The sequence below is a fragment of the Comamonas jiangduensis genome (assembly GCF_030162955.1).
Lineage (GTDB): Bacteria > Pseudomonadota > Gammaproteobacteria > Burkholderiales > Burkholderiaceae_C > Comamonas > Comamonas jiangduensis.
Genome location: NZ_JARXOV010000003.1, coordinates 239,995 through 262,822 on the forward strand (window position 1 = coordinate 239,995; position 22,828 = coordinate 262,822).

Here is a 22,828-nt window from a genome sequence, read left to right on the forward strand (position 1 = left end):
GCCCTCGTCAGCTCGGGCGCCGGCATTGCGCTCGGTGCTCCATCCCCGCTTTTTACGCCCGGCCGATAAAGCCCGGTAAGTCCTCAAGGTTCCCCCATGTCTGAACAGAAATCGAACAAGCCCGAAGCGTCCGCCTACCGCGCCACGCTGAACATGCCCGACACCCCCTTCCCGATGCGCGGCGACCTGCCCAAGCGCGAGCCCGCCTGGGCCAAGGAGTGGGATGAACAGGGCATTTACAAGAAGCTGCGCGATGCCCGCAGCGGGGCACCCAAGTTCATCCTGCACGACGGCCCGCCCTACGCCAATGGCAAGTTGCACATCGGCCATGCGGTGAACAAGATTTTGAAGGACATGATCGTCAAGAGCCGCCAGCTCGAAGGCTTTGACGCGCTGTACGCCCCCGGCTGGGACTGCCACGGCCTGCCCATCGAAAACGCCATCGAAAAACTGCATGGCCGCAACCTGCCCCGCGACGAAATGCAGGCCAAGAGCCGTGCCTTTGCCACCGAGCAGATCGCGCAGCAGATGGTGGACTTCAAACGCCTGGGCGTGCTGGGTGACTGGGATCACCCCTACAAGACCATGAACTACGCGAACGAAGCCAACGAGCTGCGTGCGCTGAAAAAGGTCATGGAGCGCGGCTTTGTGTACCGCGGTCTGAAGCCCGTGTACTGGTGCTTTGACTGCGCCTCCTCGCTGGCCGAGTTTGAAATCGAATACGCCGACAAGCAGTCGCAGACGCTGGATGTGATGTTCCCTGCGGCTGATCCAGCCCAACTGGCGGCCGCCTTTGGACTGCCCGCGCTGAACAAGGAAGCGTTTGTGGTGATCTGGACCACCACGGCGTGGACCATCCCCGCCAACCAGGCGCTGAACGTCAACCCCGATCTGGAATACAGCCTGGTCGACACCGAGCGCGGCCTGCTGGTGCTGGCTTCGGCACTGGTCGAAAAATGCCTGGCCCGCTGGAAGATCGAAGGCACCGTGGTGGCCACGGTCAAGGGCGAAAAGCTTGACCACATGCCCTTCAAGCATCCGCTGGCGCACGTGGACAAGGGCTATGACCGCATCTCGCCCGTGTACCTGGCCGAATACGCTACCGCCGAAGACGGTACCGGTATCGTGCACTCGTCGCCGGCTTACGGGGTGGACGACTTCAACTCCTGCGTGGCCAATGGCCTGGACTACAAGGACATCCTGAACCCGGTGACTGGCAACGGCGTGTATGCGGCTGACCTGCCCCTGTTTGGCGGCCAGCACATCTGGAAGGCCGTGCCCGTGATTCTGGACGCCTTGAAGGTGGCCAATCGCCTGATGGATACCACCGGCTTGACCCACAGCTACCCGCACTGCTGGCGTCACAAGACGCCCGTCATCTACCGCGCGGCGGCCCAGTGGTTCATCCGCATGGACGAAGGCGAAGGTGTGTTCACCGACCCCGCGCAAAAGCCCGAGAAGACCCTGCGCCAGATCGCGCTAGAAGCCATTGAAGCCACCAGCTTCTACCCCGAGAACGGCAAGGACCGCCTGCGCGCCATGATCGCGGGCCGCCCAGACTGGTGCATCTCGCGCCAGCGTTCGTGGGGGGTGCCCATCCCCTTCTTCCTGCATGTGGACACGGGCGCGCTGCACCCCCGCACCATGGAAATCATCGACCAGGCCGCAGCCATGATCGAGCAAGGCGGTATCGAGGCCTGGAGCCGCGTGACCACCGAAGAAATTCTGGGTGCCGAAGAAGCCAAGCTCTACACCAAGAGCACCGACATTCTGGAAGTGTGGTTTGACTCCGGCTCCACCTTCTGGCACGTGCTGCGCGGCTCGCACCCCGGTCACCACCATGACCACGGCCCCGAGGCTGATCTGTACCTGGAAGGGCACGATCAGCACCGCGGCTGGTTCCACTCTTCGCTGCTGCTGGCCAGCGCCATCTTTGGCCGCGCGCCGTACCGCGGCCTGCTGACCCACGGCTTCACCGTGGACGGCCAGGGCAAGAAGATGTCCAAGTCGCTGGGCAACACCGTAGCGCCGCAGGACGTCTCCAGCAAAATGGGCGCCGAAATCATCCGCCTGTGGGTGGCCTCCACCGACTACTCGGGCGACCTGGGCATCGACGACAAGATCCTGGCCCGCGTCGTGGACGCCTACCGCCGCATCCGCAACACGCTGCGCTTTTTGCTGGCCAACACCAGCGACTTTGACGTGGCCACCGATGCTGTGGCGTACGACGACCTACTGGAAATCGACCAGTACGCGCTGGCGCGTGCAGCGGAGCTGCAGCAAGACATTCTGGGCCACTACAAGGTGTACGAATTCCACCCCGTGGTCGCCAAGATCCAGCTGTTCTGCTCGGAAGACCTGGGGGGCTTCTACCTAGACGTGTTGAAAGACCGCCTGTACACCAGCGCGCCCAAGAGCCTGGCGCGCCGCTCGGCGCAGACCGCGCTGCACCAGATCACCCATGCGCTGCTGCGCTGGATGGCGCCCTTCCTGTCGTTCACGGCGGAAGAAGCGTGGAAGATCGTGGGCCACAGCGAATCCATCTTCCTGGAGCAGTTCACCGCGCTGCCCGCAGGCGACGCAGCGCTGCTGGCCAAGTGGAACCGCATCTGCGAAATCCGCAACCAGGTCAACAAGGACATCGAAGTGGTGCGCGGCACCGGCGCCGTGGGCTCGTCCCTGCAGGCCGAAGTCACGCTGACCGCCGAGCCCGAAGATCTGGCCCTGCTGCAGTCGCTGGGCGACGACATGAAGTTTGTGTTCATCACCTCGGCCGCGCAGGCCATCGCCGGTGAGGCGCTGGTCACCAGCGTCCAGGCCAGCGAACACGCCAAGTGCGAGCGCTGCTGGCACTACCGCGACGACGTGGGCGTAAACCCCGCGCACCCCACCATCTGTGGCCGCTGCGACAGCAATCTGCACGGCGAAGGTGAAGTGCGCACCAAGGCCTAAGCCTTGTGTGGGCTGCGGCGCTCCTTCAAAAAGGGAGCGCCTAGCGCTTGTATTTATTAGGTTTCAATATGTTTTTATATGAAAAGCCAATGGATACAAGCGCAAGCAGCTATATTTTTCTGCCCTTACCTCTCAAAGGCACGCCATGCGTTCTCCAGCTTCTATCTCCCCTGGTATGACCCGCAAGCCTGCTTATTGGCCCTGGCTGGTCTGGGCAGCCCTGCTGGTGGGGCTCGACCAATTCACCAAACAGTGGATTTTGAGTTTCTTTGAATACGGGGACTGGACCCCGGTCACCAGCTTCTTCAACATCGTGCGTGCGCACAATACCGGTGCGGCGTTCAGCTTCTTGGCCGACCACGGCGGCTGGCAGCGCTGGCTGTTTGTAGGGATTGGCGCTGTGGCCACCGTGCTCATCATCTGGCAGCTGCGCAAACACCCGCAGCAAAAGTTTTTCTGCTTCTCGATTGCCAGCATTTTGGGCGGTGCCCTGGGTAATGTGATCGACCGCCTGCAGCACGGCTATGTGGTGGATTTTCTGGATTTTCACTGGCGCGGTGCCCACTACCCTGCCTTCAACGTGGCCGACATTGCCATTTGCGTCGGCGCAGCCAGCCTGATCCTGGATGAGATTTTGCGTGCCCGCCGCGCCAAACGCGCCGCGACTTGAAGTGGCCTTGGCCCCTCCCCCGCAAAGCAGGCACAAAGCCTGCTTTTTTTATGCCTACAGGAACACCCTGTATACAAATCGCACCCTGTCGTGCGTTATTGCCTCTGAATCGCACTACGTTGCTGTATGCGGCGTATATTCCCAAGCTCCTTTGTCGAGCATCCATGAAGCATTTACTGAATCTTTTAGCCGCTATTGCCCTCTTGGTTTGGGGCACCCAACTGGTTCGCACCGGCGTTTTGCGCGTTTTCGGGGCGAATTTGCGCCAATTTATTTCGCGTGGGGTGAGCAACCGGCTCAAAGCAGTGCTTTCAGGGATCGGGGTCACGGCCATCGTGCAGTCCAGCACGGCAACGGCGCTGATCGTCTCGTCGTTTGTGGGCCAGGGCATGGTCTCCCTGACTGCGGCGCTGGCTGTGATGCTGGGCGCGGATGTGGGCACCAGCGTGATGGCTGTGGTCTTCTCGCTGGATTTGTCGTGGCTGTCACCGCTGTTTATTTTTGTGGGCGTGGTGATGTTCATCTCACGCCAGGACACCACCACAGGGCGCGTAGGCCGTGTTTTTATTGGCCTGGGCTTGATGCTGCTGGCGCTGCGCCTGATCACTGAATCCACCACCGTGCTAACCCAGAGCCCCACCATGCTGACGCTGTTGGAGGCTTTGACCAGTGACATCACCATGGAGGTGCTCACGGGCGCCATCATTTCCATCATTTCTTATTCCAGTTTGGCCACCGTGCTGCTGGTGGCCACCTTGGCAGCGTCGGGCGGTATTCCGGTGGATGTGGCCCTGGGGCTGGTGATTGGTGCCAACCTGGGCAGCGGTTTGCTGGCGGTGCTGACCACGCTGAAAGCCAATGTCCAAACCCGCCAGGTGCCCTTGGGCAATCTGATGTTCAAGATGGTGGGCGTGGTGCTGATGATCCCCCTGATTGGCCCCTGGCATACGTACATGCGCGCCGTGGCCCCCGATGTGGGCACCCTGGTGGTGCTGTTCCACCTGGCATTCAATACGGTGGTGGCCATGGTGTGCATTTTGCTCACCGGGCGCATCGCCTTCATCGTGGAAAAAATCTTGCCCGTGCAGGTGGCATCGCCTTCTACCAGCCGCCCCCACCATCTGGATGCATCGGCGCTGAGCACACCATCGCTGGCCATTTCATGTGCGGCCCGTGAAGCCCTGCACCAGGCCGACGTGGTGGAGTCCATGCTGCTGGGCCTCAAGCGCGTGTGGCAAACCGATGACCAGAAGCTGGCTGAAGACCTGCGCAAGCTGGACGATGAAGTGGACGATTTGTACTCCGCCATCAAGTACTACATGACCAAGATTTCACGCGCCGAACTGGACGAGAAAGAAGGCCGCCGCTGGACCGACATCATCAGCTTCACCATCAATATGGAGCAGGTGGGCGACTTGGTGGAACGCGTGCTGCAGGACGTGGAAGACAAGAAGATCAAAAAGGGGCGCCAGTTTTCCCAAGCGGGGCTGGAAGAGATCAACCGCATGCACGACCACTTGGTAGCCAACTTGCGCCTGGCCATGAGCGTGTTCTTGAACGGTAATGTGCGCGACGCGCAAAAACTGCTGGAAGAAAAGGCGCGCTTTCGTGATCTGGAGCTGGCCTACTCGGCCACCCACCTGGATCGCCTCTCGGACAATACGGTGCAAAGCATTGAGACCAGCTCGCTGCACATTGACTTGATCAGTGACCTCAAGCGCATCAACTCGCTGCTGTGCTCGGTGGCCTACCCGATTTTGGAATCCGCTGGGGCGCTGGCACCCAGCCGCCTGCGTGAGCCTTTGGAGCACCGTTAAGCCCTCTCCGCGCAGCGCTTGCCCGCATGCACTGCCACCAAAAAAGCCGCTGAATCAGCGGCTTTTTTGATGACGTCCGGGGCCGTGCTCCAACGTCACAAATCCAGATAGTCGGCCAGCACCAAGGTGGCTTCCGGGGTGAAAAGGCCTTGCTCCAGCCACTGCATCAGGGTGGGCAGGTCGATGCACTGAAATTGCTGCACTTCACCATCTTGGTTGCGGGGCTCCAGGCCATCCGGCACCACAGCGCTGAACCAGTCAATGCGCTCACGCATGTAGGCCACGCCCCCTTTGACTTCATCGCTGGGGCAGGCAAACGCCACATGGCCGCCATGCCGCAATTGCTGCAGCTGCGCCACATCCAGGCCCGCTTCCTCATAGGTTTCGCGCGCCAGCGCTTGCTCCAGCGTGTCGGCGGCCGATACCATGCCGCCCATCAGCGTGTCCCACTTATTGGGGTGGTTGGGCTTTTTTTTGCTGCGCTGCTGCACCCACATGCGCCCGTCAGCGGTCAAACCCACCAGATGCACGGCATGCGTGCTCACACCCAGCACCCGCACGGCACCGCGCTCGACGGTGGCCACGCGCTGCCCCTGGGGCGTGCAAACTGCAATTTGCTCATCGCGCCACGGGCCGCTGCGCCCTTTTTCACGCAGCAACTGGGCCAAGGCGTTGAGACCAAAACTGGCATCGGGTGCGACGAAGCTCCACGCCTCGCCCAGCCCGGGGGTTTTCTTGTGGGTGAAGGTAATGCGTTGCCCGCGCAGAAAATCTACGTCCACACTTTCCAAAAAGCCTTGCGCCACCGTGCCGATAACCTGCCCATTCCACAGCAGTGGCATGCGCGGCTGGGCCGGGGAGCGTTGGGCATCATCACGTAGCTTTTCCAACCAATTCATCATCTCTCCTGTGCTGACTCACACGGTCAAAATCGTGGAACCCGTGGTTTGCCGTGCCTCGAGTGCCTGGTGCGCAGCGCGCACCTCCTGCAACGCGTAGCGTTGCGCAATATGGATGTTGACCTTACCGCTTGATACAACTTCAAACAATTGGTCGGCCATGGCCTGTGTGGTTTCGCGGCTATGGGCATAGACAAACACGCTCGGGCGTGTCAGATACAACCCTTTGGGTGCCAACGCGGCCACGCTGATGGGCGGCACCGGGCCCGATGCGTTGCCAAACGACACCATCAACCCCAAACGGCGCAGGCAAGCCAGCGAGCCTTCCCAGGTGTCTTTGCCCACGCTGTCATACACCACCTTCACACCTTGCCCACCGGTAATTTCTTGCACCCTGGCAGCAAAGTCTTGCGTTCTGTAATTGATAGCGTGTGACGCCCCACTGAGTAAGGCCAACTGGCATTTTTCATCAGATCCTGCGGTGGCAATCAGCTTCAGGCCCAGTGCTTTGGCCCACTGGCAGGCAATCAGCCCGACGCCGCCTGCCGCCGCATGGAACAGCACATGGTCACCCGCCTGCAGCCCTTCCACCGGAATGCATTGCTTGAGCAGGTACTGCACCGTCAGGCCCTTGAGCATCATGGCGGCGCCGGTCTCAAAGCTGATGTGGTCGGGCAGCTTGCACACATGGGTGGCTGGCATGACACGGCGCTCGCAATAGCTGCCCGGAGGGTTGCTGGCATACGCCACACGGTCACCTTTTTGAAGATGGGTCACGCCGTCACCCACGGCCTCCACCACCCCTGCGCCTTCCATGCCCAGCGCCAAAGGCAGGGGCAAAGCGTACAGGCCAGAGCGCTGGTACACGTCAATAAAGTTCAGCCCGATGGCGTGATGGCGCAACAAGATTTCTCCTGCGGCAGGTTGCCCCACTGCACGCTCTACCAGCTCTAGAACTTCCGCACCGCCATAGCGTGTGATTTGGACGGTTTTACTCACGGTGGCTGTCATATTGGTCTGTCTCCTTGTGGCCCTGATGCGCTGATCAACTGGCTATGGTGCCAGGTTCATGTCACACCACGATGACACATGCGCGCTACCATTCCGAGAATGAGTTCCCCATTGACATTCAGCACGGTTGCCATGCTGACCTTGGCACCCCTGCTTTGGGCGGGCAATGCCATTGTTGGCCGCTTGGTGCATGACCTGATCTCCCCCTTTACGCTCAACCTGATCCGCTGGTGCCTGGCATTTGTGGTGCTGCTGCCCGTGGCTGGTTACGTACTACGCAAAAACAGTGCCATGTGGCAATGCTGGAAGCAGTACGCCTGGCTGGGCATGCTGGGCATTGGCAGCTACAACGGCCTGCTGTATCTGGCGCTGAAAACCTCCTCGCCCATCAACGTCACGCTGGTCAGCTCCAGCATGCCGATTTGGATGCTGGTGATTGGGCACGTTTGGTTTGGCATCACCGTCAACAGCCGCCAGATCACGGGCGCGCTGCTGTCGGTGCTGGGAGTGGCCGTGGTGCTCAGCCGGGGCGATGCGCAGCAGCTGCTGGGCTTGCACCTGGTGCCCGGCGACTGGTTCATGCTGCTGGCCACGATTGTCTGGTCTATCTACAGCTGGCTGCTGGCGCGCAGCGGTCAGACCATGCCCGGGCAAGCAGACATTCGCGGCAACTGGGCGGCGTTTTTGATGGCACAGATGGTGTTTGGCATTGGCTGGTCGGCCGTGCTGGTCGGGGGCGAAGCGGCTGCGGGTGATTTTGTCTTTACCCCCAACGGGACACTGGCCGCAGCCCTGCTGTTCATTGTGCTGGGGCCGGCGATTGCGGCCTACCGCTTCTGGGGCGAAGGCGTCAAACGCGCGGGCCCAGCCACGGCGGGTTTTTTTGGCAACCTGATTCCCCTGTTCACGGCCCTGCTGTCCATCGCGGTGCTGGGTGAAGCGCCCCAGCTCTACCATGCGCTGGCATTTGCACTGATTGTGGGCGGCATCATCGTCTCCTCGCGCCGCTGACAGCGGTGTGCCAACGCGTTGGCATGCAAAAAGCCCCGCAGTGCGGGGCTTTTTTTCACCGAAGTTGGTGGTGACAGTAAGGCACCGCCCCCTTCGCACCGGGGTTAGTAAGTACCGGGGTACAAACCGCCATCGGGCAAGATGTTCTGACCTGTCATATAGCCTGCATGCACGCTGCACAGGAAGGCACAGATCGCACCGAACTCTTCGGCCGTACCAAAGCGTTTGGCAGGAATTTGCGCCGCCTGCGCAGCACGGATGGCATCCACCGCTTGGCCGGTTTTGCTGGCCGCCGCCTGGTGGGTGGCCACCAGACGGTCGGTATCAAACTTGCCGGGCAAGATGCTGTTGATGGTCACACCCTTGGCGGCAATGCCCGAGCGCGCCAGGCCCGCCACAAAGCCGGTCAAGCCGCTGCGCGCGCCGTTGGACAAGCCCAAGATATCAATCGGTGCCTTCACCGCGCTGGAGGTGATGTTGACGATGCGGCCAAAACCGCGCGCCGCCATGCCGTCCACGGTGGCTTTGATCAGCTCAATCGGGGTGAGCATGTTTGCGTCTACTGCCTTGATCCAGGCCTCGCGGTCCCAGTCGCGGAAATCACCGGGGGGCGGGCCACCGGCGTTGGTCACCACAATGTCGAAATCCTTGCCCGGGCCACCGGGTACGCTGAACACGGCATCGCGCCCCTCGGGGCTGGTGATGTCACAGGCCACGGCCAGCACTTGCGAAGGTTTTTGGCCTTTAGCGCTTGCTACATCTGCGCTGATAGCTCGCAATTTTGCAGCTGCTTCTTGCAAGGCAGCATCGGTGCGGGCGTTGATGACCACATTCACACCGTCTTCCACCAAGGCCTTGGCACAGCCAAAACCCAGCCCCTTGCTGGCGCCACATACCAACGCCCACTTACCGGCAATTCCTAAATCCATGCGGATGCTCCTTCAATGTCACGGGTTGCGCGAAACGCCGGGCTTTTGGGCCCAGCGCGTAAATACAAAAATCCCCACCATCACCAAGCAGGTACCTGCCACCATGAAGGCGTTGAGCTGCTCGTCCAGCAGCCACACGCCCATCAAGATGGTCGACAGCGGGCCAATCATGCCGGTCTGCGCCGTCATGCCGGGGCCAATGCGCTCAATCGCCATCATCACCATCAGCACAGGCGCGACGGTGCAGGCCGTGGAATTGAGCAGCGACAGCCACAGCACCTGTGGCGCCACCTGCATGGCCGACAGCGGGTGGGCCAGCAAAAACTGCGCGATGCAGAAGCAACACGCCACGCTGGATGCCAGCCCCACCAGGCGCAAAGCGCCCAGGCGTTTCACCATCTCACCGCTGTAGACCAAGTAAATGGCATAGCTCACCGCACTGCCCAGCACCAACAGCGCCCCCCAAACGGCATGCTTGCCCTGGGCGCCCACCTCATGGCCAAACACCAGCAGCACGCCGCAGTAGCTCAGCAGCATGGCGGCAAACTGCCCCCAGGTAATGCCGCGCCGGTAAACCACCCAGCCAAAGAGGACAACCAGCGTCGGGTTGAGGTAGAGAATCAGGCGCTCCAGCGCCGCAGAGATGTAGGCCAGCCCGGCAAAGTCCAGATAGCTGGCCAGGTAATAGCCTGAAAAGCCCAGACCGATTACGCCCAGCACATCCTTGCGCGACAGCGGTGGCTGCCCCCGCCCGGCCCACCAGGCCATCAGCAAAAAGATGGGCAAGGCAAACAGCATGCGGTACATCAGCAGCGTGACGGCATCCACCCCGTAGCGGTAAGCCAGCTTCACGATGATGGCCTTGCCACTGAAAGCCATCGACCCCAGCACCGCCAAGGTCAGACCCAGCGCTATGCCTTTGTTAGCTGCTTGCGCAGGCTTTTCCTTCACTTCAGACACTTTTCCATCTCAAACCATTGAAACACAAGCGCCAAACGCTCTTGTTTTTATATCTTTCTGCGCACCACCGACCGCCCCCCACACATCGCAGCGTTGCGCTGGAAACGTGGCGCGAAGCCGTGGGCAGCACCAGCGCACGATCAGACCAAGCAGCGACGAACCAAGGGTGATGTGTGCAGGTCTTAATGCTTGGCGCCAAACAATTTGTGGTGCAAGCGGCGCAGCGACCACCACACACTGAACGCCACCACCGGGATGGCAATCGCTGCCGTGATTTCGGGCGACAGCGGCCAGCCCATTTTTTGCGCGCCCTTGGTCAGGTAGGTGATCAAGCCGGTGATGTAGTAGGTAATGGCCGCCACCGACAGCCCCTCCACCGTGGACTGCAGTTTCAGCTGCATGCCCTGGCGGTCATTCATCGTGGCCAGAATTTCCTGGTTGCTTTGGTGCTGCTCAATTTCCACGCGTGTGCGCAGCAAATTACTCATTCGCGACACCCGTTGCGACAGCGCGTTCTGCCGGTGCACGGCCCACTCACAGGTGCTGCGCGCGGGCGAGAGGCGCCGCTCCATGAACTCCTGGATGGTCAGCAGACCCGACAAGCGCTCCTCGCGCAAATCGTGAATGCGTTTGTCCACCAGCTCAAAGTAGGCCTTGCTGGCCGAAAAGCGCGAGTGGGTGGCCGCGTATTCGCTCTCCACCTGCCCGGCCAGACGCGTCAGCCGATCGAGTAACTCGGGCTCGTCATCGCTCTTGGCCTCGCGAATCGCTTGCGCCAGATCTGCCAGCTCTCGCTCGGCCGTCCCCAGCACCACCGCCGCCTTGCGTGCGGCAGGCAGGCCCAGCAGCGCCGCCATGCGGTAGGTTTCTATCTCCAGCACCCGTTGCACCAGGCGCCCCAGACGGCGGGCGCTGATGCTGTCCGAAGGTTTGACCAAGATGCGCGAATAGCCATCCGCATGGATGGCGAAATCGGTACACACCTCGGTGTGCCCCATGTGCACGGCGGCACCGGCCAAGGTGTCGTCATTGAGCATGTGCTTGACCACATGCCGCATACCCTGACCGTCGCATTGCGCATCTTTCAAGATCCACAGATGCACGCTGCTCAAACACTGCCCGGGCAAATCTTTGAGCCATTGCTGCGGCACTTCTTCGATCGCCGTCGAAGGGTTGCGTGCATTCAAGGGAGCATCCGCAGCCAGCGGCACCATGAACGTCCAGCAGACAAACTCGGTGTGCAACTCCCAGCGCAGGCGGAATGCACCAAAGTCCACCCGCAGGTGGGTGCAGTCGGCATCCGGCCCGGTGCGGTGGTGGTCATGCATCAAAGCCGACAGGTGCGCGCGGCTGGCCTCCCGCTGGGCGGGGTCCGTCAGCATCACCAAGTGGGTGATGGCGGCCGGGCCGCTCACCGGCTCCGCAGGGCGGGCATGCACTTCGTTGTGCAGCAAGGCACGCAATGGATGTTGGGTAGGCTGGGGCAAGACAGGCATAGGCGATGCAAAAGAGACAACGGCAAACAGTTGCTTATTGTGGGGCTTTCCCTGTGCAGCGAGACCGCACAAACAAAGTAGCCCCGCATCGCGGGGCTACGCAGCTGGGTGCCTGCACCACGCCGGGCACTGCCAGCGCCTGGCGTGGTTCATGCCTTAGAAGGTCTCCCAATCGTCTTCACTTTGCGCAGCAGCGGTGCGGGCAGGCTGCTTGGCAGGCAAGCTGGGCGCATGCAGCGTCCGTTGCTTGGACTTTGCCGCTGCCTTTGTAGGTGACGGTGCGGGGGCTGTCGCAGAGGATGCGGCGGTTTGTCTCACGGCTGCGGCACTCTGGGGGACAGTTGCGCGGTCCGGCGCGCGGGCCACGGTATTGCTCACTGCCTGCGCGCCCACATTGAACGCAGCCATGGCTTGTAGCAAGCGCTGGGCTTGCGCGTCCATCGCGTCGGCGGCGGCGCTCGACTCCTCAACCAGTGCCGCATTTTGCTGCGTCATTTGATCCAGATTGCTCACCGCCTGATTCACCTGGACAAAGCCATCGCGCTGCTCACTCGAAGCGGCCGTGATCTCGCCAATCAAATCGGTGACGCGGCGCACACTGGCCACAATTTCCTGCATGCTGGCACCCGCTTGCCCCACTTGGGCAGAGCCTGCTTCCACATTGCTCACGCTGGCTTCAATCAATCCCTTGATTTCTTTGGCTGCTTCCGCGCTGCGCTGTGCCAGGGTGCGCACTTCACCGGCCACCACGGCAAAACCACGGCCTTGCTCCCCAGCACGCGCTGCTTCCACCGCAGCGTTCAAGGCCAGGATGTTGGTCTGGAATGCGATGCTGTCGATCACACCGATGATGTCGCTGATCTTGCTGCTAGAGCTATGGATTTGCGCCATGCTGTGCACCACCTGATCCACCACATTACCGCCACGCTCTGCGGCCTGCACCGCGGTCGTGGCCAATTGGGCCGCCTGGCGCGAGGTATCTGCAGACTGGTGCACGGTGGCAGTCAGCTGTTCAATGCTGGCGGCGGTTTCTTCCAAGTTGGCTGCCGTTTGTTCGGTGCGTGCAGACAGGTCTTGATTGCCACGGGCAATTTCTGAAGCCGCAGAGGACACTTCGTTCACACCACCGCGCACATCGACCACCACATCCCGCAGCCGCTGTGCCATGGCGTTGAGCGCCTGCAGCAGGTGACCAAACTCATCTTTGCGCTGGGTGTGGATCTGCACCGTCAAATCTCCCCCGCCAATGGCCTGGGTCAGCTGCACCGCTTGCAGCAGCGGACGCGTGATGGTGACCACCAGCCAGCGCGCCATCAGCACACCCGTCAGCAACAGCACAATGGTGACTACCCAGCCCACGAGAGCGCTAAGTTGGCGTTTTTCGGCAGCTTGTTTGAGCACCACATCCAGCTGGTTCACTTGGTACTGCATAAAGTCATCAAACGCTTGGGAATACTGCATACCCAAAGCGGCATATTCACCAAACGCAAAATTGGCACGTGCGTTGTAATCGTCCAGATCCAGATTGCGCTCTGCCTCGGCACGGCGACCTTGGACCTTCGCTCGGGCTTGCAACACGCGTTCAAACTGTGCGCGGTCTTCTTCCGTTTGCAAGGCTTCCTGCATGGCATTTAACGCAGCGGTGGAGTTTTGTTGGCGCTGCTGAAAGCGCTTTTCCAGCTCAAGCTGCAAGCGGTTTTCATTGGTCGCAAACTGGGCAATCCCCAGCTCCAGCCCCGTCATGGCTGCGCCGCGCATATTCTGGGCCAGCGCAATCTTGCGCTCGATCTGCTGCACGTCTTCACGCGCCTGTTCCAGCGCCTGCTCGGTATTGCTGCGCACCCACAGGTTGGACAGCAGCATCACGCTCAGCAAGCCCAAAATAGTTACCCATAGCTTGGGAGCAACACGCATGTTGTGTAAATTCATAGTCTTGGTTTCTTTGGTGCCCATGCCCTCGCCCATGAGGGAGGTACTTCGGGGTTAAGCCAAGAGCTCACCACGCCAAACAACCATTGCAGTTGTTCGCAGTTATGTGATGCAAATTGGTCTGCGCCAATCTCGAAGGTGTCTGTCTCGTGGCCCATGTCGCGACGCAAGCGCGACAGGCCAATCACTTGGATGCACCTGGTTTTCAACCAGTAAGCTCTCAAAGTCGCAATTATCGTGTAACTATTTTTTACAAAGTAAGCAGCCGTAAATACCGTATGGCACATCGGGATAAAAAAAAGCGCCCCGAAGGGCGCTTTTTTGCACGATGAAGGCTGAAGCTTATTCTTCAACGAAAGCTTCTTCGCGCTTATTCTTCACTGCGGGCAGTGTCACGACGACCAGCAAAATCACCGCCAGCACCAGCATGGTGGCAGAGATAGGACGTGTCACAAAAACCGACCAGTCACCGCGCGACAGCAGCAGGGCACGGCGCAGGTTTTCTTCCATCATCGGGCCCAAGATAAAGCCCAGCAGCAGCGGTGCGGGTTCGGTTCCCAGCTTGTAGAACAGATAGCCCACAAAACCGAAGATGCCCACCAACCACACGTCAAACTCAGAGTTCTTGGTGCCATACACACCCACCGCACAGAACAGCACGATGGCAGGGAACAACCAGCGGTAAGGCACGGACAGCAGCTTGATCCACATGCCGATCATGGGCAGGTTCAAGATGATCAGCATCGCGTTACCGATCCACATCGAGGCAATCAGACCCCAGAACAACTCAGGGTTGCTGGTCATCACTTGAGGACCAGGCTGAATGTTGTGGATGGTCATCGCCCCCACCATCAGCGCCATCACGGCGTTGGGAGGGATACCCAGAGTCAGCAGCGGAATGAACGAAGTCTGCGAACCAGCGTTGTTGGCCGATTCAGGTGCCGTCACGCCACGGATGTTGCCTTGGCCGAAAGGTACTTCACCGGGCTTGAGCTTGGTCTTCTTTTCGATGGTGTACGAAGCAAAAGCCGACAACATCGCACCACCGCCAGGCAAGATACCCAGGGCAGAGCCCAGCACAGTACCGCGCACCATGGCAGGGAACATCAGCTTCAAGTCTTGCTTGGTGGGCATCAGACCCTTGACCTTGGCCGTGAAGATTTCACGTTCATCTTCAGGCTTGGACAGGTTGGCGATGATTTCACCGTAGCCAAACACACCCATGGCGATCACGACGAAGTCGATGCCGTCGGTCATTTCAGGGATGTCGAAGCTGTAACGCGCCACACCGGAGTTCACGTCGGTGCCGACCATGCCAAACAGCAGGCCCAGCACGATCATGCCCACAGCCTTGAGCAGCGAGCCGGAAGCCAGCACCACGGCACCAATCAGGCCCAGCACCATCAGCGAGAAGTACTCGGCGGGGCCGAACATGAAGGCCACTTCGGTCAGTGGAGGTGCAAAGGCAGCCAAGATGATGGTGCCCACGCAACCCGCAAAGAAAGAGCCAATACCAGCAGCAGCCAGTGCAGGCCCTGCCCGCCCCTTGCGTGCCATCTGATAGCCGTCAATCATCGTCACTACCGACGAGGACTCACCTGGCAAGTTGACCAAAATCGCAGTGGTGGAGCCTCCGTACTGTGCGCCGTAATAAATACCGGCCAGCATGATCAGCGCAGCCACGGGTGGCAGCGCATAGGTTGCGGGCAGCAACATCGCAATCGTGGCCACCGGGCCCAGGCCAGGCAAGATGCCAATCAGCGTACCCAAGATACAGCCGATCAAGCAGTACATCAGGTTCTGGGCGGTGAAAGCCACCCCGAAACCCAAGGACAAGTGTTCAATCAATTCCATGATTCAAATCTCCTGGTGGCGTTAACCAACAATGAAGGATGGCCACACAGGGAACTGCAAATTCAGCGCCCAAACGAACACCGCATAGCTACCAATTGCCAACACAGTTGCCAACACCAAGCTTTCCTTGAAGTTCACTTCCTTGCGGGCGTAGCTCGCGATCAGCACCAGTGCATAAATGGCGACGATCAGGCCAAAACCGGGGATACCCAGTGCAGGCACACCAACCAGCAAAATACCGAACGAGAAGTTGGCAGCCAGCACAAAGAAGATAGGACGCCATGCCCACTTGCCGATGGGGTCACCATCGCCAGGGCCAGCAACCGTAGCCTTGAAGGAAATCACTACACCAATGAAGGCCAGCAAAACACCCAAGATCATTGGGAAATAGCCAGGACCCATGCGCGCAGCAGTACCGACGTTGTACCCATAGGCGCCAATGGCAAAAGCGCCACCAACGACGAGATACATCAGACCTGCAAAAAAGTCTTTTTGACTCTTGATTTTCACGAAACGTCTCCCATGAGAGGATTTACGACCGATGGAATTCTGTAAGCAAAGTTAAAGCAAATTCATGTGGATTCCACCTACAAAAATGCCAATTGATGCACCGACCTTTGACATTTGATAGGCGTTTACCCTTGGAAATTCACAATACAAGCGTTTACACACCATTTGCTTGCCCCGGCTTTCTGCCCAGAAAATGCGAATCCGCGCGGTGGATCGCTGGACAAGCAGGCAAGGGTGGCTGCGCTGTCAGCGCAGCGGTGGCGTGGCAGCCATGACCTCGGCCAAGGTCGTTACCCCCTCAGCCACGCGCAACGCCCCTGAAAGCCGCAGAGGGCGCATGCCGTCTTGCACGGCCTGCCGGCGCAGCGCCTCCATAGATGGGCTGTGATTAATCTGTTGCTGCAAACTGTCGCTGCCCACCAGCAACTCATACAGGCCCATACGCCCCTTGAACCCCGTCATGCGACAGGCTTCACAGCCCACGGGCCGATAGGGTTTGAATGCACCCTGGAACTTCCAAGGGCTCATCACCTGAGCCAGTGCATCGGCGCCCAATTCGGTATCCGGCTGCTTGCACTGCGGGCACAGCACACGCACCAAACGCTGCGCCAGCACCCCCAGCAATGTGGCATTGAGCAAGTAAGGGGGAATGCCCAGCTCCATCAGGCGGCTGACTGCGCTGGGGGCATCGTTGGTATGCAGCGTGGAAAACACCAAATGCCCCGTCAACGCCGCTTGCACCGCCATCTCAGCGGTAGCGGTATCCCGAATTTCCCCCACCATGATGATGTCGGGATCCTGGCGCATCAGCGCACGCAAGCCTTCGGTGAAACCAAAATCCAGCTGGGGCTGCACCTGGGTTTGGTTAAAGGCAGGCTCAATCATCTCGATGGGGTCTTCCACCGTGCTGACATTGACCTCTTCCGTCGCCACCCGCTTGAGGGTGGAATACAGCGTGGTGGTTTTGCCCGAACCTGTCGGCCCGGTCACCAAAATAATGCCGTGCGGACGCTGCACCAGTTGCTCCCAGCGCTGCGCGTCATGCGGCATAAAGCCCAGCTGGTCGAGCTGTTTGATGGTGTTGTCCGGATCAAAAATGCGCATCACCATCTTCTCGCCAAAGGCGGTGGGCAAGGTCGAGAGGCGCATTTCAATTTCTTCGCCGCGCGGATTGCGGGTTTTGATGCGGCCATCCAAGGGGCGGCGCTTTTCCACCACATCCATGCGCCCCAGCAATTTGATGCGCGCAATCATGGCGTTGAGCACCCCCATGGGCATGCGATAGACGCTGTGCAGCACGCCATCAATGCGGAAGCGAATCACTCCCTGCTCGCGCCGGGGCTCCAGGTGAATGTCGCTGGCCCGCTGGTCAAACGCGTACTGCCACAGCCAGTCCACCACGCGGATCACCCCCGTGTCATTGGCATCTAGCTGCTTGTTGGTGCGCCCCAGCTCCACCAGTTGTTCAAAGCTGGCGGCCCCCGTCGCGCCACCCAGCTTTTGGGCAGAACGCACCGAATTGGCCAAGGCAAAAAACTCGGCCGTGTAACGCTGAATCTCGAGTGGATTGGCCATCACCCGGCGCACCGTCTTGCGCGTCTGGCGCTCGATTTCTGCTACCCAGTGCTGCACAAAAGGCTCTGAGGTCGCGATGACAATTTCGCTGTTGCCCACTTGCAGCGGCAGCACCTTGTGTCGCTGCGCATATTGGGCACTCATGGCATCGCCCACGCGGCCCACATCCACCTTGAGCGGGTCAATCCGCTGGTAGCCCATGCCCGTGGCAGATGCCACAAAAGCAGTCAGCGCCTCAATGTCCAAAGGCAGGCCATCGCTGGCACGCGCCACCCCCACACTGGCTAGGCGTACCAAGGGGTGCTGCATACTTTGCGCCACCGAACAACGGGCACGAATACGCTGTGCCTCGGCATCATCCACCACACCTTGGTCGTGCAGCCACTGCAGCACTTGCGCCCAGTCCAGCGCACGCTCGGGCTGGGGCTCTACCTTGGCTACAGGGTTGGGGGTTCTGATGGAGTGCATAACGGGCAACAAAGAGTTCAAACGGCCCAGCTATTGTGCCGCCGGACGCCGTGCACGCTTTGTACCCCTCAGGCATAGGTGACCTAGACATGCCTGCCTGCTGGCGCACATACCAACAAAGTACCCCGCACAAGCCTGTGCGCAGCGCCGCTGCTAAGAGCCAGTACCAGGCTCCACCTGTTTGAATACCTTGAGCCACTTGGTGGCAGGCAAGCCCCAACGGGCTTGCACCGCCTCTGCACGGGATTGGAGCTCCTCGCGCGACAAAGGCGTTGCCACGCGCTGCGCCAGCACAATCGTGTTGCCTTCCCGCGTGGGTTTAAAGGCCCAGACATTGCTGGCGCCAAAAGCGGCGCTGATTTTGTCCAGACTGCGCTGGTAACTGGAAGCACGGCCAAACAGATTCACCGTCATCACCCCCTCTGGGGTGAGCATGTTGCGGCAATCGGCATAGAACTCGGCACTGTCGAGCACCGGTGCTGCAGCATTGTGGTCATACAAATCCACCTGCAGCGCATCCACCGCGCCTTGCCAGCGAGGTTTCAAAATTTCCAAGGAGGCATCGCCCAACACCACTTCCAGCATGTCGTTATCGGGCGGCAACTTGAACCAGCTGCGGCAGATATTGACGACCAGCGGGTTGATCTCAATCGCCGTGGTGTGCATCTTGAGTTTTTTGTAGTGGAACTTGGTCAGCGCGGCAGCACCCAAACCCAGCTGCACTGCGGTGCGCTCGGCAATGCTGTCGGGCTCCGCAAACAGCAGCCACGCCATCATGCGCTGCACATACTCCAGGTCAATCTCAAACGGTTCTTTGAGCTTCATGGAGCCCTGCACCCAAGGCGTGCCCAAATGCAGGTAGCGCGAGATACCGTCGTCAGACACGCTGACTTGGGGCATGTCTTCTTCGGTTGCGGTGCTGGAAATTCTCTTGCGTGCTGCCACGGCTTACTCTTTCTCTGTCTGAATGCCTGTGTGTATCAGGCCTGCGGCCTGCATCACTTCACGCCATGCGGTGAGTTTGCGCTCCCAGCTCCATCCGGCATTGGCCGGGCTGGTCGAGGGCAACTTGTACACCACCAGGCCCAACCCTGCGAGTTTGCCTGCGTGTTTAAAACTCTCTGCCCCGTTGTGGGCCACGGCCTGCAACTGCGGGCAACGCTGCTTTAACGCGGCAAAGTCATTGACTTGGGGAATGCGAATGGCGCTGTCCAGACTCCCTTGGCGCTCACAGCTGTCATACACATCCCACAGCCCCAGCCCTCGCTGCAGCAGCCATTCACAGCGTGCGGCGTAATCCGCCCGATCGGGCTGCGGCACCTGCGGCCACAAAGCCGCCAAGATAGGCCACAACTTGTTGTGCGGATGCGCGTAGTACTGCTGCGCCTGCAAAGACGCAACGCCGGGAAAGCTGCCCAAAATCAGCAAGCGCGTGCGCGTATCCGCCACAGGAGGCAGCCCTTGCAAACGCAGCAAAGCAGAGTCCAAAGCCACTGTCATGGCTGGGCATTGTGCGTGCAAAACAATGCCGCTTGCCACGGATAGAGTTTTACAAGTTCATAGCTACCAGCGCTTACCAGATAAGCGCTAGAGCCCTAAAAGGCTTTGAATGCAGGCAAACCCCGCAATGCCTTGCGCGCATTCTGGCTGGTCGCCTCGGCCAGTGCCTGCACGTCCATGCCGCGCAAATCGGCCACGGTGGCTGCTATGCGTGGTAGCTCGCCGGGGCTGTTACGCCCTTGCGCCTGACCTTGGGCGCGTTGCTCTGCCGTGGTGTAGCGCCAATGGGGGGGAATGTCGGGGGCATCGGTTTCCATGACGATGCTCTCTAGCGGCAACTGGCTCGCCAACTCCCGCAACTTGAGCGCACGCTCATACGTCACCGCCCCCCCAAACCCCAGTTTGAAACCCAGCTCTATGAACGTCTGTGCCTGCTGCCAGCTGCCATTGAAAGCATGGGCAATCCCGCCCTCCACGGGGTAGGCACGCAAGGTTTTCAGCAAGCGGTCACTGCTTTTGCGCACATGCAAAATCACGGGCAAGCCAAATTCACGGGCCAGCAGTACCTGCTGCTCATAAAACCAGATTTGCCGCTGTGCATCCAAGCCCGGCACAAAAAAGTCCAGACCAATTTCTCCAACGGCGACCAGGTGCGGATCGCCCTGCACTTCCTGCAGCAAGGTGCGCAGCGCGGCAACATCACCCTCCTGCGCCTGCGGTGTGTACAGGGGGTGAATGCCCAGCGCATAGCTGTCGCCGTGGCGGTGGGCCAGTGCCATCACGGCGCGCCAGTCGCTGCGTTGCACAGCTGGAATGACCAGATGCCCCACGCCCGCTGCCCTGGCTGCAGCGCGCACGGCATCGCGGTCCTGGTGAAATTCTGCGGCGTCCAGGTGGCAGTGGGTGTCAATCCAGAGGGTCACGGTCACCTCGGCTGTGCGTCGGCCCACTGCTGCAGCACGCGCTGCATATCGCTCAGCACCTGCTGCAGGCCAAAGACCCGGGCATAGTCCAGCGCCACCCTGCCGTCCACCATCAGGCGCAACACCGGCAGGCTGAACACCCCGTGCTGTGCACAGGCGGAAGGCGCCTGTGCACAATCCACGCTGTACAGCGGCAGCTGTGGGAAATGCGCAGCCACCTGCTGCGCCAGCCGGGGCTTGATTGCCTGGCAGACACCGCACTGCGCCCCGCCCCAAAGCACCAGGGCCAGAGGCTGCTGCAACACCTGCTGCAAGGCGGCCTCATCAGCCACCGGCTGCCAGGATGGCGCGCTGGCAGCCCGCATCAGGCCAGTTGCCCTTTGACCAGCCGCACCATGCGGTCGCATTTGGCGGCCAGACTTTCGTCATGCGTCACCATCACAAACGCCGTGCCTTGGGTGCGCGCCAGCTCCAGCATCAGGGCGAACACCCCGTCGGCCGTAGAGCGATCCAGATTGCCCGTGGGCTCATCGGCCAGCACACAGGCTGGCTGGGTGACCAAAGCGCGGGCAATCGCCACACGCTGGCGCTCGCCGCCGGACAGCTCTGCCGGGCGGTGCGCCATGCGCTCTTTCAAGCCCACGGCCTCCAGCATGCGCGCCGCTTGGGCCTGCGCCTGCTCTTTGGCATCGCGGCGAATGCGCAGCGGCATGGCCACGTTGTCTTGCGCGCTGAACTCGGGCAGCAGGTGGTGGAACTGGTAGATAAAACCCAGGTGCTGGTTGCGCAGCTCACCTTGCTTTTTGGGGCTGAGCGTGTGCATGGGCTGGCCCAGCAAATGCACGCTGCCTTGTGTGGGTGTGTCCAGCCCGCCCAGCAAATGCAGCAGCGTGCTTTTGCCCGAGCCCGAGGCACCGACAATCGCCAGCGTCTCGCCCGCATGCACCTGCAAATTCACATCCTGCAGCACCTGCACATTCAGGTGCCCATCTTCAAAGCGCTTGGACAGGTGGCGCGCATCCAGAACAACTTGATTACTCATAACGCAGCGCCTCCGCAGGGTTCACGCGGCTGGCGCGCCAGCTGGGGTAAATGGTGGCGACAAAGGCCAGAATCAAAGAAATGATGGCAATCGGCATGATGTCGCTGCTTTGCGGCTCGCTGGGCATCTTGCTGATCAGGTAAATGTCTTTGGGCAAGAAACTGGCCCCCAGCGCCTGCTCAATCGCCGGCACGATCACATCAATATTACAAGCCACCAGCAGCCCCAGCGCCAGCCCGGCAAACGTACCAATCACGCCCACCATGGCGCCTTGCACCATGAAGATGCCCATGATGGAAGCGGGCGATGCGCCCAGCGTGCGCAAGATGGCAATGTCGGCGCGCTTGTCGGTCACGGTCATCACCAGCGTAGAAACCAGATTGAATGCCGCCACCGCCACGATCAGCGTGAGGATGATGAACATCATGCGTTTTTCCACCTGCACGGCGGCAAACCAGGTTTTGTTTTGCTGCGTCCAGTCACGCAGGTACAAAAACTCCGTGATCATGCCGGACAGCTCTTGCACCACCCGCGGTGCTTCGTGCAGATTTTTGAGCTTCAAACGAATGCCCGTCGGGCCTTCCAGGCGAAAGATGCGCTGGGCATCTTCATGGTGCAGCATGACCATGGCCGAGTCGTACTCATAGTGGCCCGAGTCAAACGTGCCAGCCACCGTCATCTGCTTGAGGCGCGGCACCACGCCCGCTGGCGTGACTTGCCCGCTGGGCGCAATCAGCGTCACGGTATCGCCCACCTGCACGCCCATCTGGTGTGCCAGCTCCTGCCCCAGCACGATGTTGAACGAGCCCGGCGTGAGCTGCTGCAGCACCAGCGCATTGGCAGCGGCCAGATCGGTCACTTCGCCTTCGCGCTCCGGGTCAATCCCGCGCACGATGACGCCTTTCATGTCTTCACCACGGGCAATCAAGCCTTGTGCCGCCACAAAAGGCGCGGCGCCTATTACCTCGGGGTGCTGCTTGGCCTGCCGCATGGTGGTGTCCACATCCTGCATGGCCTGCCCGTTGGGCGCAAAAATCTCCACATGCGAAACGACGCTGAGCATGCGGTCGCGCACTTCCTTCTGAAAGCCATTCATCACGCTGAGCACGATGATGAGCGCGGCCACGCCCAGCGCAATGCCCAGCATGGACACCCCAGAAATAAAAGAAATAAAACCGTTGCGCCGCGTGGCGCGGCCTGCACGCGTGTAGCGCCAGCCTAAAGCGAGTTCGTAGGGAATTTGCATACGTGGGCAGCATTGTGGCATTGCCATAAAAGCTGG

Annotated in this window: 19 protein-coding genes; 4 read left to right on the plus strand and 15 right to left on the minus strand. The window is 60.3% G+C overall.

Features of this window, described 5'->3' with window-relative positions; all coding sequences use genetic code 11:
• The first annotated feature begins 96 nt into the window (after positions 1–96).
• The 3 genes from ileS (at position 97) to QEP12_RS04060 (ending at position 5,439) form a co-directional block, all read left to right on the plus strand.
• On the plus strand, positions 97–2,952 hold the full coding sequence (ileS, locus tag QEP12_RS04050) for an isoleucine--tRNA ligase (protein ID WP_284213421.1): 2,856 nt from the start codon (positions 97–99) through the stop codon (positions 2,950–2,952).
• Between the two features lie 145 nt (positions 2,953–3,097).
• Entirely contained in the window at positions 3,098–3,622 is a 525-nt protein-coding gene (gene lspA, locus QEP12_RS04055) for a signal peptidase II (RefSeq protein ID WP_284213422.1), read from the plus strand.
• Positions 3,623–3,786: 164 nt separating this feature from the next.
• Entirely contained in the window at positions 3,787–5,439 is a 1,653-nt protein-coding gene (locus QEP12_RS04060) for a Na/Pi cotransporter family protein (RefSeq protein WP_284213423.1), read from the plus strand.
• A 95-nt stretch (positions 5,440–5,534) separates the two neighbouring features.
• On the opposite strand, the gene QEP12_RS04065 is transcribed toward QEP12_RS04060, so the two are convergent.
• Both QEP12_RS04065 and QEP12_RS04070 read right to left on the minus strand, forming a co-directional pair.
• On the minus strand, positions 5,535–6,338 hold the full coding sequence (locus QEP12_RS04065) for an NUDIX hydrolase (RefSeq protein WP_284213424.1): 804 nt from the start codon (positions 6,336–6,338) through the stop codon (positions 5,535–5,537).
• Between the two features lie 18 nt (positions 6,339–6,356).
• Entirely contained in the window at positions 6,357–7,337 is a 981-nt protein-coding gene (locus QEP12_RS04070; protein WP_174862884.1) for a quinone oxidoreductase family protein, read from the minus strand.
• 111 nt (positions 7,338–7,448) lie between these two features.
• Between QEP12_RS04070 and QEP12_RS04075 the strand changes: the two genes are divergently transcribed.
• A complete protein-coding gene (locus QEP12_RS04075; RefSeq protein WP_174862874.1) occupies positions 7,449–8,360 on the plus strand; it encodes a DMT family transporter in 912 nt (303 codons plus the stop codon).
• A gap of 104 nt (positions 8,361–8,464) precedes the next feature.
• Here QEP12_RS04075 and QEP12_RS04080 read toward each other — a convergent pair whose 3' ends face one another.
• From QEP12_RS04080 to QEP12_RS04140, 13 genes are all read right to left on the minus strand, one after another.
• Positions 8,465–9,289: an SDR family oxidoreductase gene (locus QEP12_RS04080; RefSeq protein ID WP_219163842.1), complete on the minus strand. Its 825-nt coding sequence runs from the start codon at positions 9,287–9,289 to the stop codon at positions 8,465–8,467.
• An 18-nt stretch (positions 9,290–9,307) separates the two neighbouring features.
• On the minus strand, positions 9,308–10,249 hold the full coding sequence (locus QEP12_RS04085) for a DMT family transporter (protein ID WP_174862873.1): 942 nt from the start codon (positions 10,247–10,249) through the stop codon (positions 9,308–9,310).
• A gap of 182 nt (positions 10,250–10,431) precedes the next feature.
• Positions 10,432–11,745 carry a DUF3422 family protein gene (locus QEP12_RS04090; RefSeq protein WP_284213425.1) on the minus strand — a complete coding sequence of 438 codons (1,314 nt, stop codon included), beginning with the start codon at positions 11,743–11,745 and terminating at the stop codon, positions 10,432–10,434.
• A 156-nt stretch (positions 11,746–11,901) separates the two neighbouring features.
• Positions 11,902–13,674 carry a methyl-accepting chemotaxis protein gene (locus QEP12_RS04095; RefSeq protein ID WP_284213426.1) on the minus strand — a complete coding sequence of 591 codons (1,773 nt, stop codon included), beginning with the start codon at positions 13,672–13,674 and terminating at the stop codon, positions 11,902–11,904.
• A 342-nt stretch (positions 13,675–14,016) separates the two neighbouring features.
• Positions 14,017–15,528: a tripartite tricarboxylate transporter permease gene (locus QEP12_RS04100; RefSeq protein WP_219163838.1), complete on the minus strand. Its 1,512-nt coding sequence runs from the start codon at positions 15,526–15,528 to the stop codon at positions 14,017–14,019.
• A 21-nt stretch (positions 15,529–15,549) separates the two neighbouring features.
• Entirely contained in the window at positions 15,550–16,038 is a 489-nt protein-coding gene (locus QEP12_RS04105) for a tripartite tricarboxylate transporter TctB family protein (RefSeq protein ID WP_219163837.1), read from the minus strand.
• 246 nt (positions 16,039–16,284) lie between these two features.
• Positions 16,285–18,081 carry a type IV pilus assembly ATPase TfpB gene (gene tfpB / locus QEP12_RS04110; RefSeq protein ID WP_284213427.1) on the minus strand — a complete coding sequence of 599 codons (1,797 nt, stop codon included), beginning with the start codon at positions 18,079–18,081 and terminating at the stop codon, positions 16,285–16,287.
• 153 nt (positions 18,082–18,234) lie between these two features.
• Positions 18,235–18,981, minus strand: coding sequence for a class I SAM-dependent methyltransferase (locus QEP12_RS04115; protein WP_174862872.1), 747 nt, complete (start codon positions 18,979–18,981; stop codon positions 18,235–18,237).
• A 48-nt stretch (positions 18,982–19,029) separates the two neighbouring features.
• On the minus strand, positions 19,030–19,581 hold the full coding sequence (locus QEP12_RS04120; protein WP_284213428.1) for a DNA-deoxyinosine glycosylase: 552 nt from the start codon (positions 19,579–19,581) through the stop codon (positions 19,030–19,032).
• 95 nt (positions 19,582–19,676) lie between these two features.
• Entirely contained in the window at positions 19,677–20,504 is an 828-nt protein-coding gene (locus QEP12_RS04125) for a TatD family hydrolase (RefSeq protein ID WP_284213429.1), read from the minus strand.
• Positions 20,505–20,506: 2 nt separating this feature from the next.
• On the minus strand, positions 20,507–20,869 hold the full coding sequence (locus QEP12_RS04130; protein ID WP_174862867.1) for a thioredoxin family protein: 363 nt from the start codon (positions 20,867–20,869) through the stop codon (positions 20,507–20,509).
• Positions 20,869–21,546, minus strand: coding sequence for a lipoprotein-releasing ABC transporter ATP-binding protein LolD (lolD, locus tag QEP12_RS04135; RefSeq protein WP_284213430.1), 678 nt, complete (start codon positions 21,544–21,546; stop codon positions 20,869–20,871). Before lolD ends, QEP12_RS04130 begins: the two co-directional genes overlap by 1 nt.
• Positions 21,539–22,792: a lipoprotein-releasing ABC transporter permease subunit gene (locus QEP12_RS04140; protein WP_284213431.1), complete on the minus strand. Its 1,254-nt coding sequence runs from the start codon at positions 22,790–22,792 to the stop codon at positions 21,539–21,541. The genes lolD and QEP12_RS04140 overlap by 8 nt, the downstream gene beginning before the upstream one ends.
• Between the last annotated feature and the right edge of the window lie 36 nt (positions 22,793–22,828).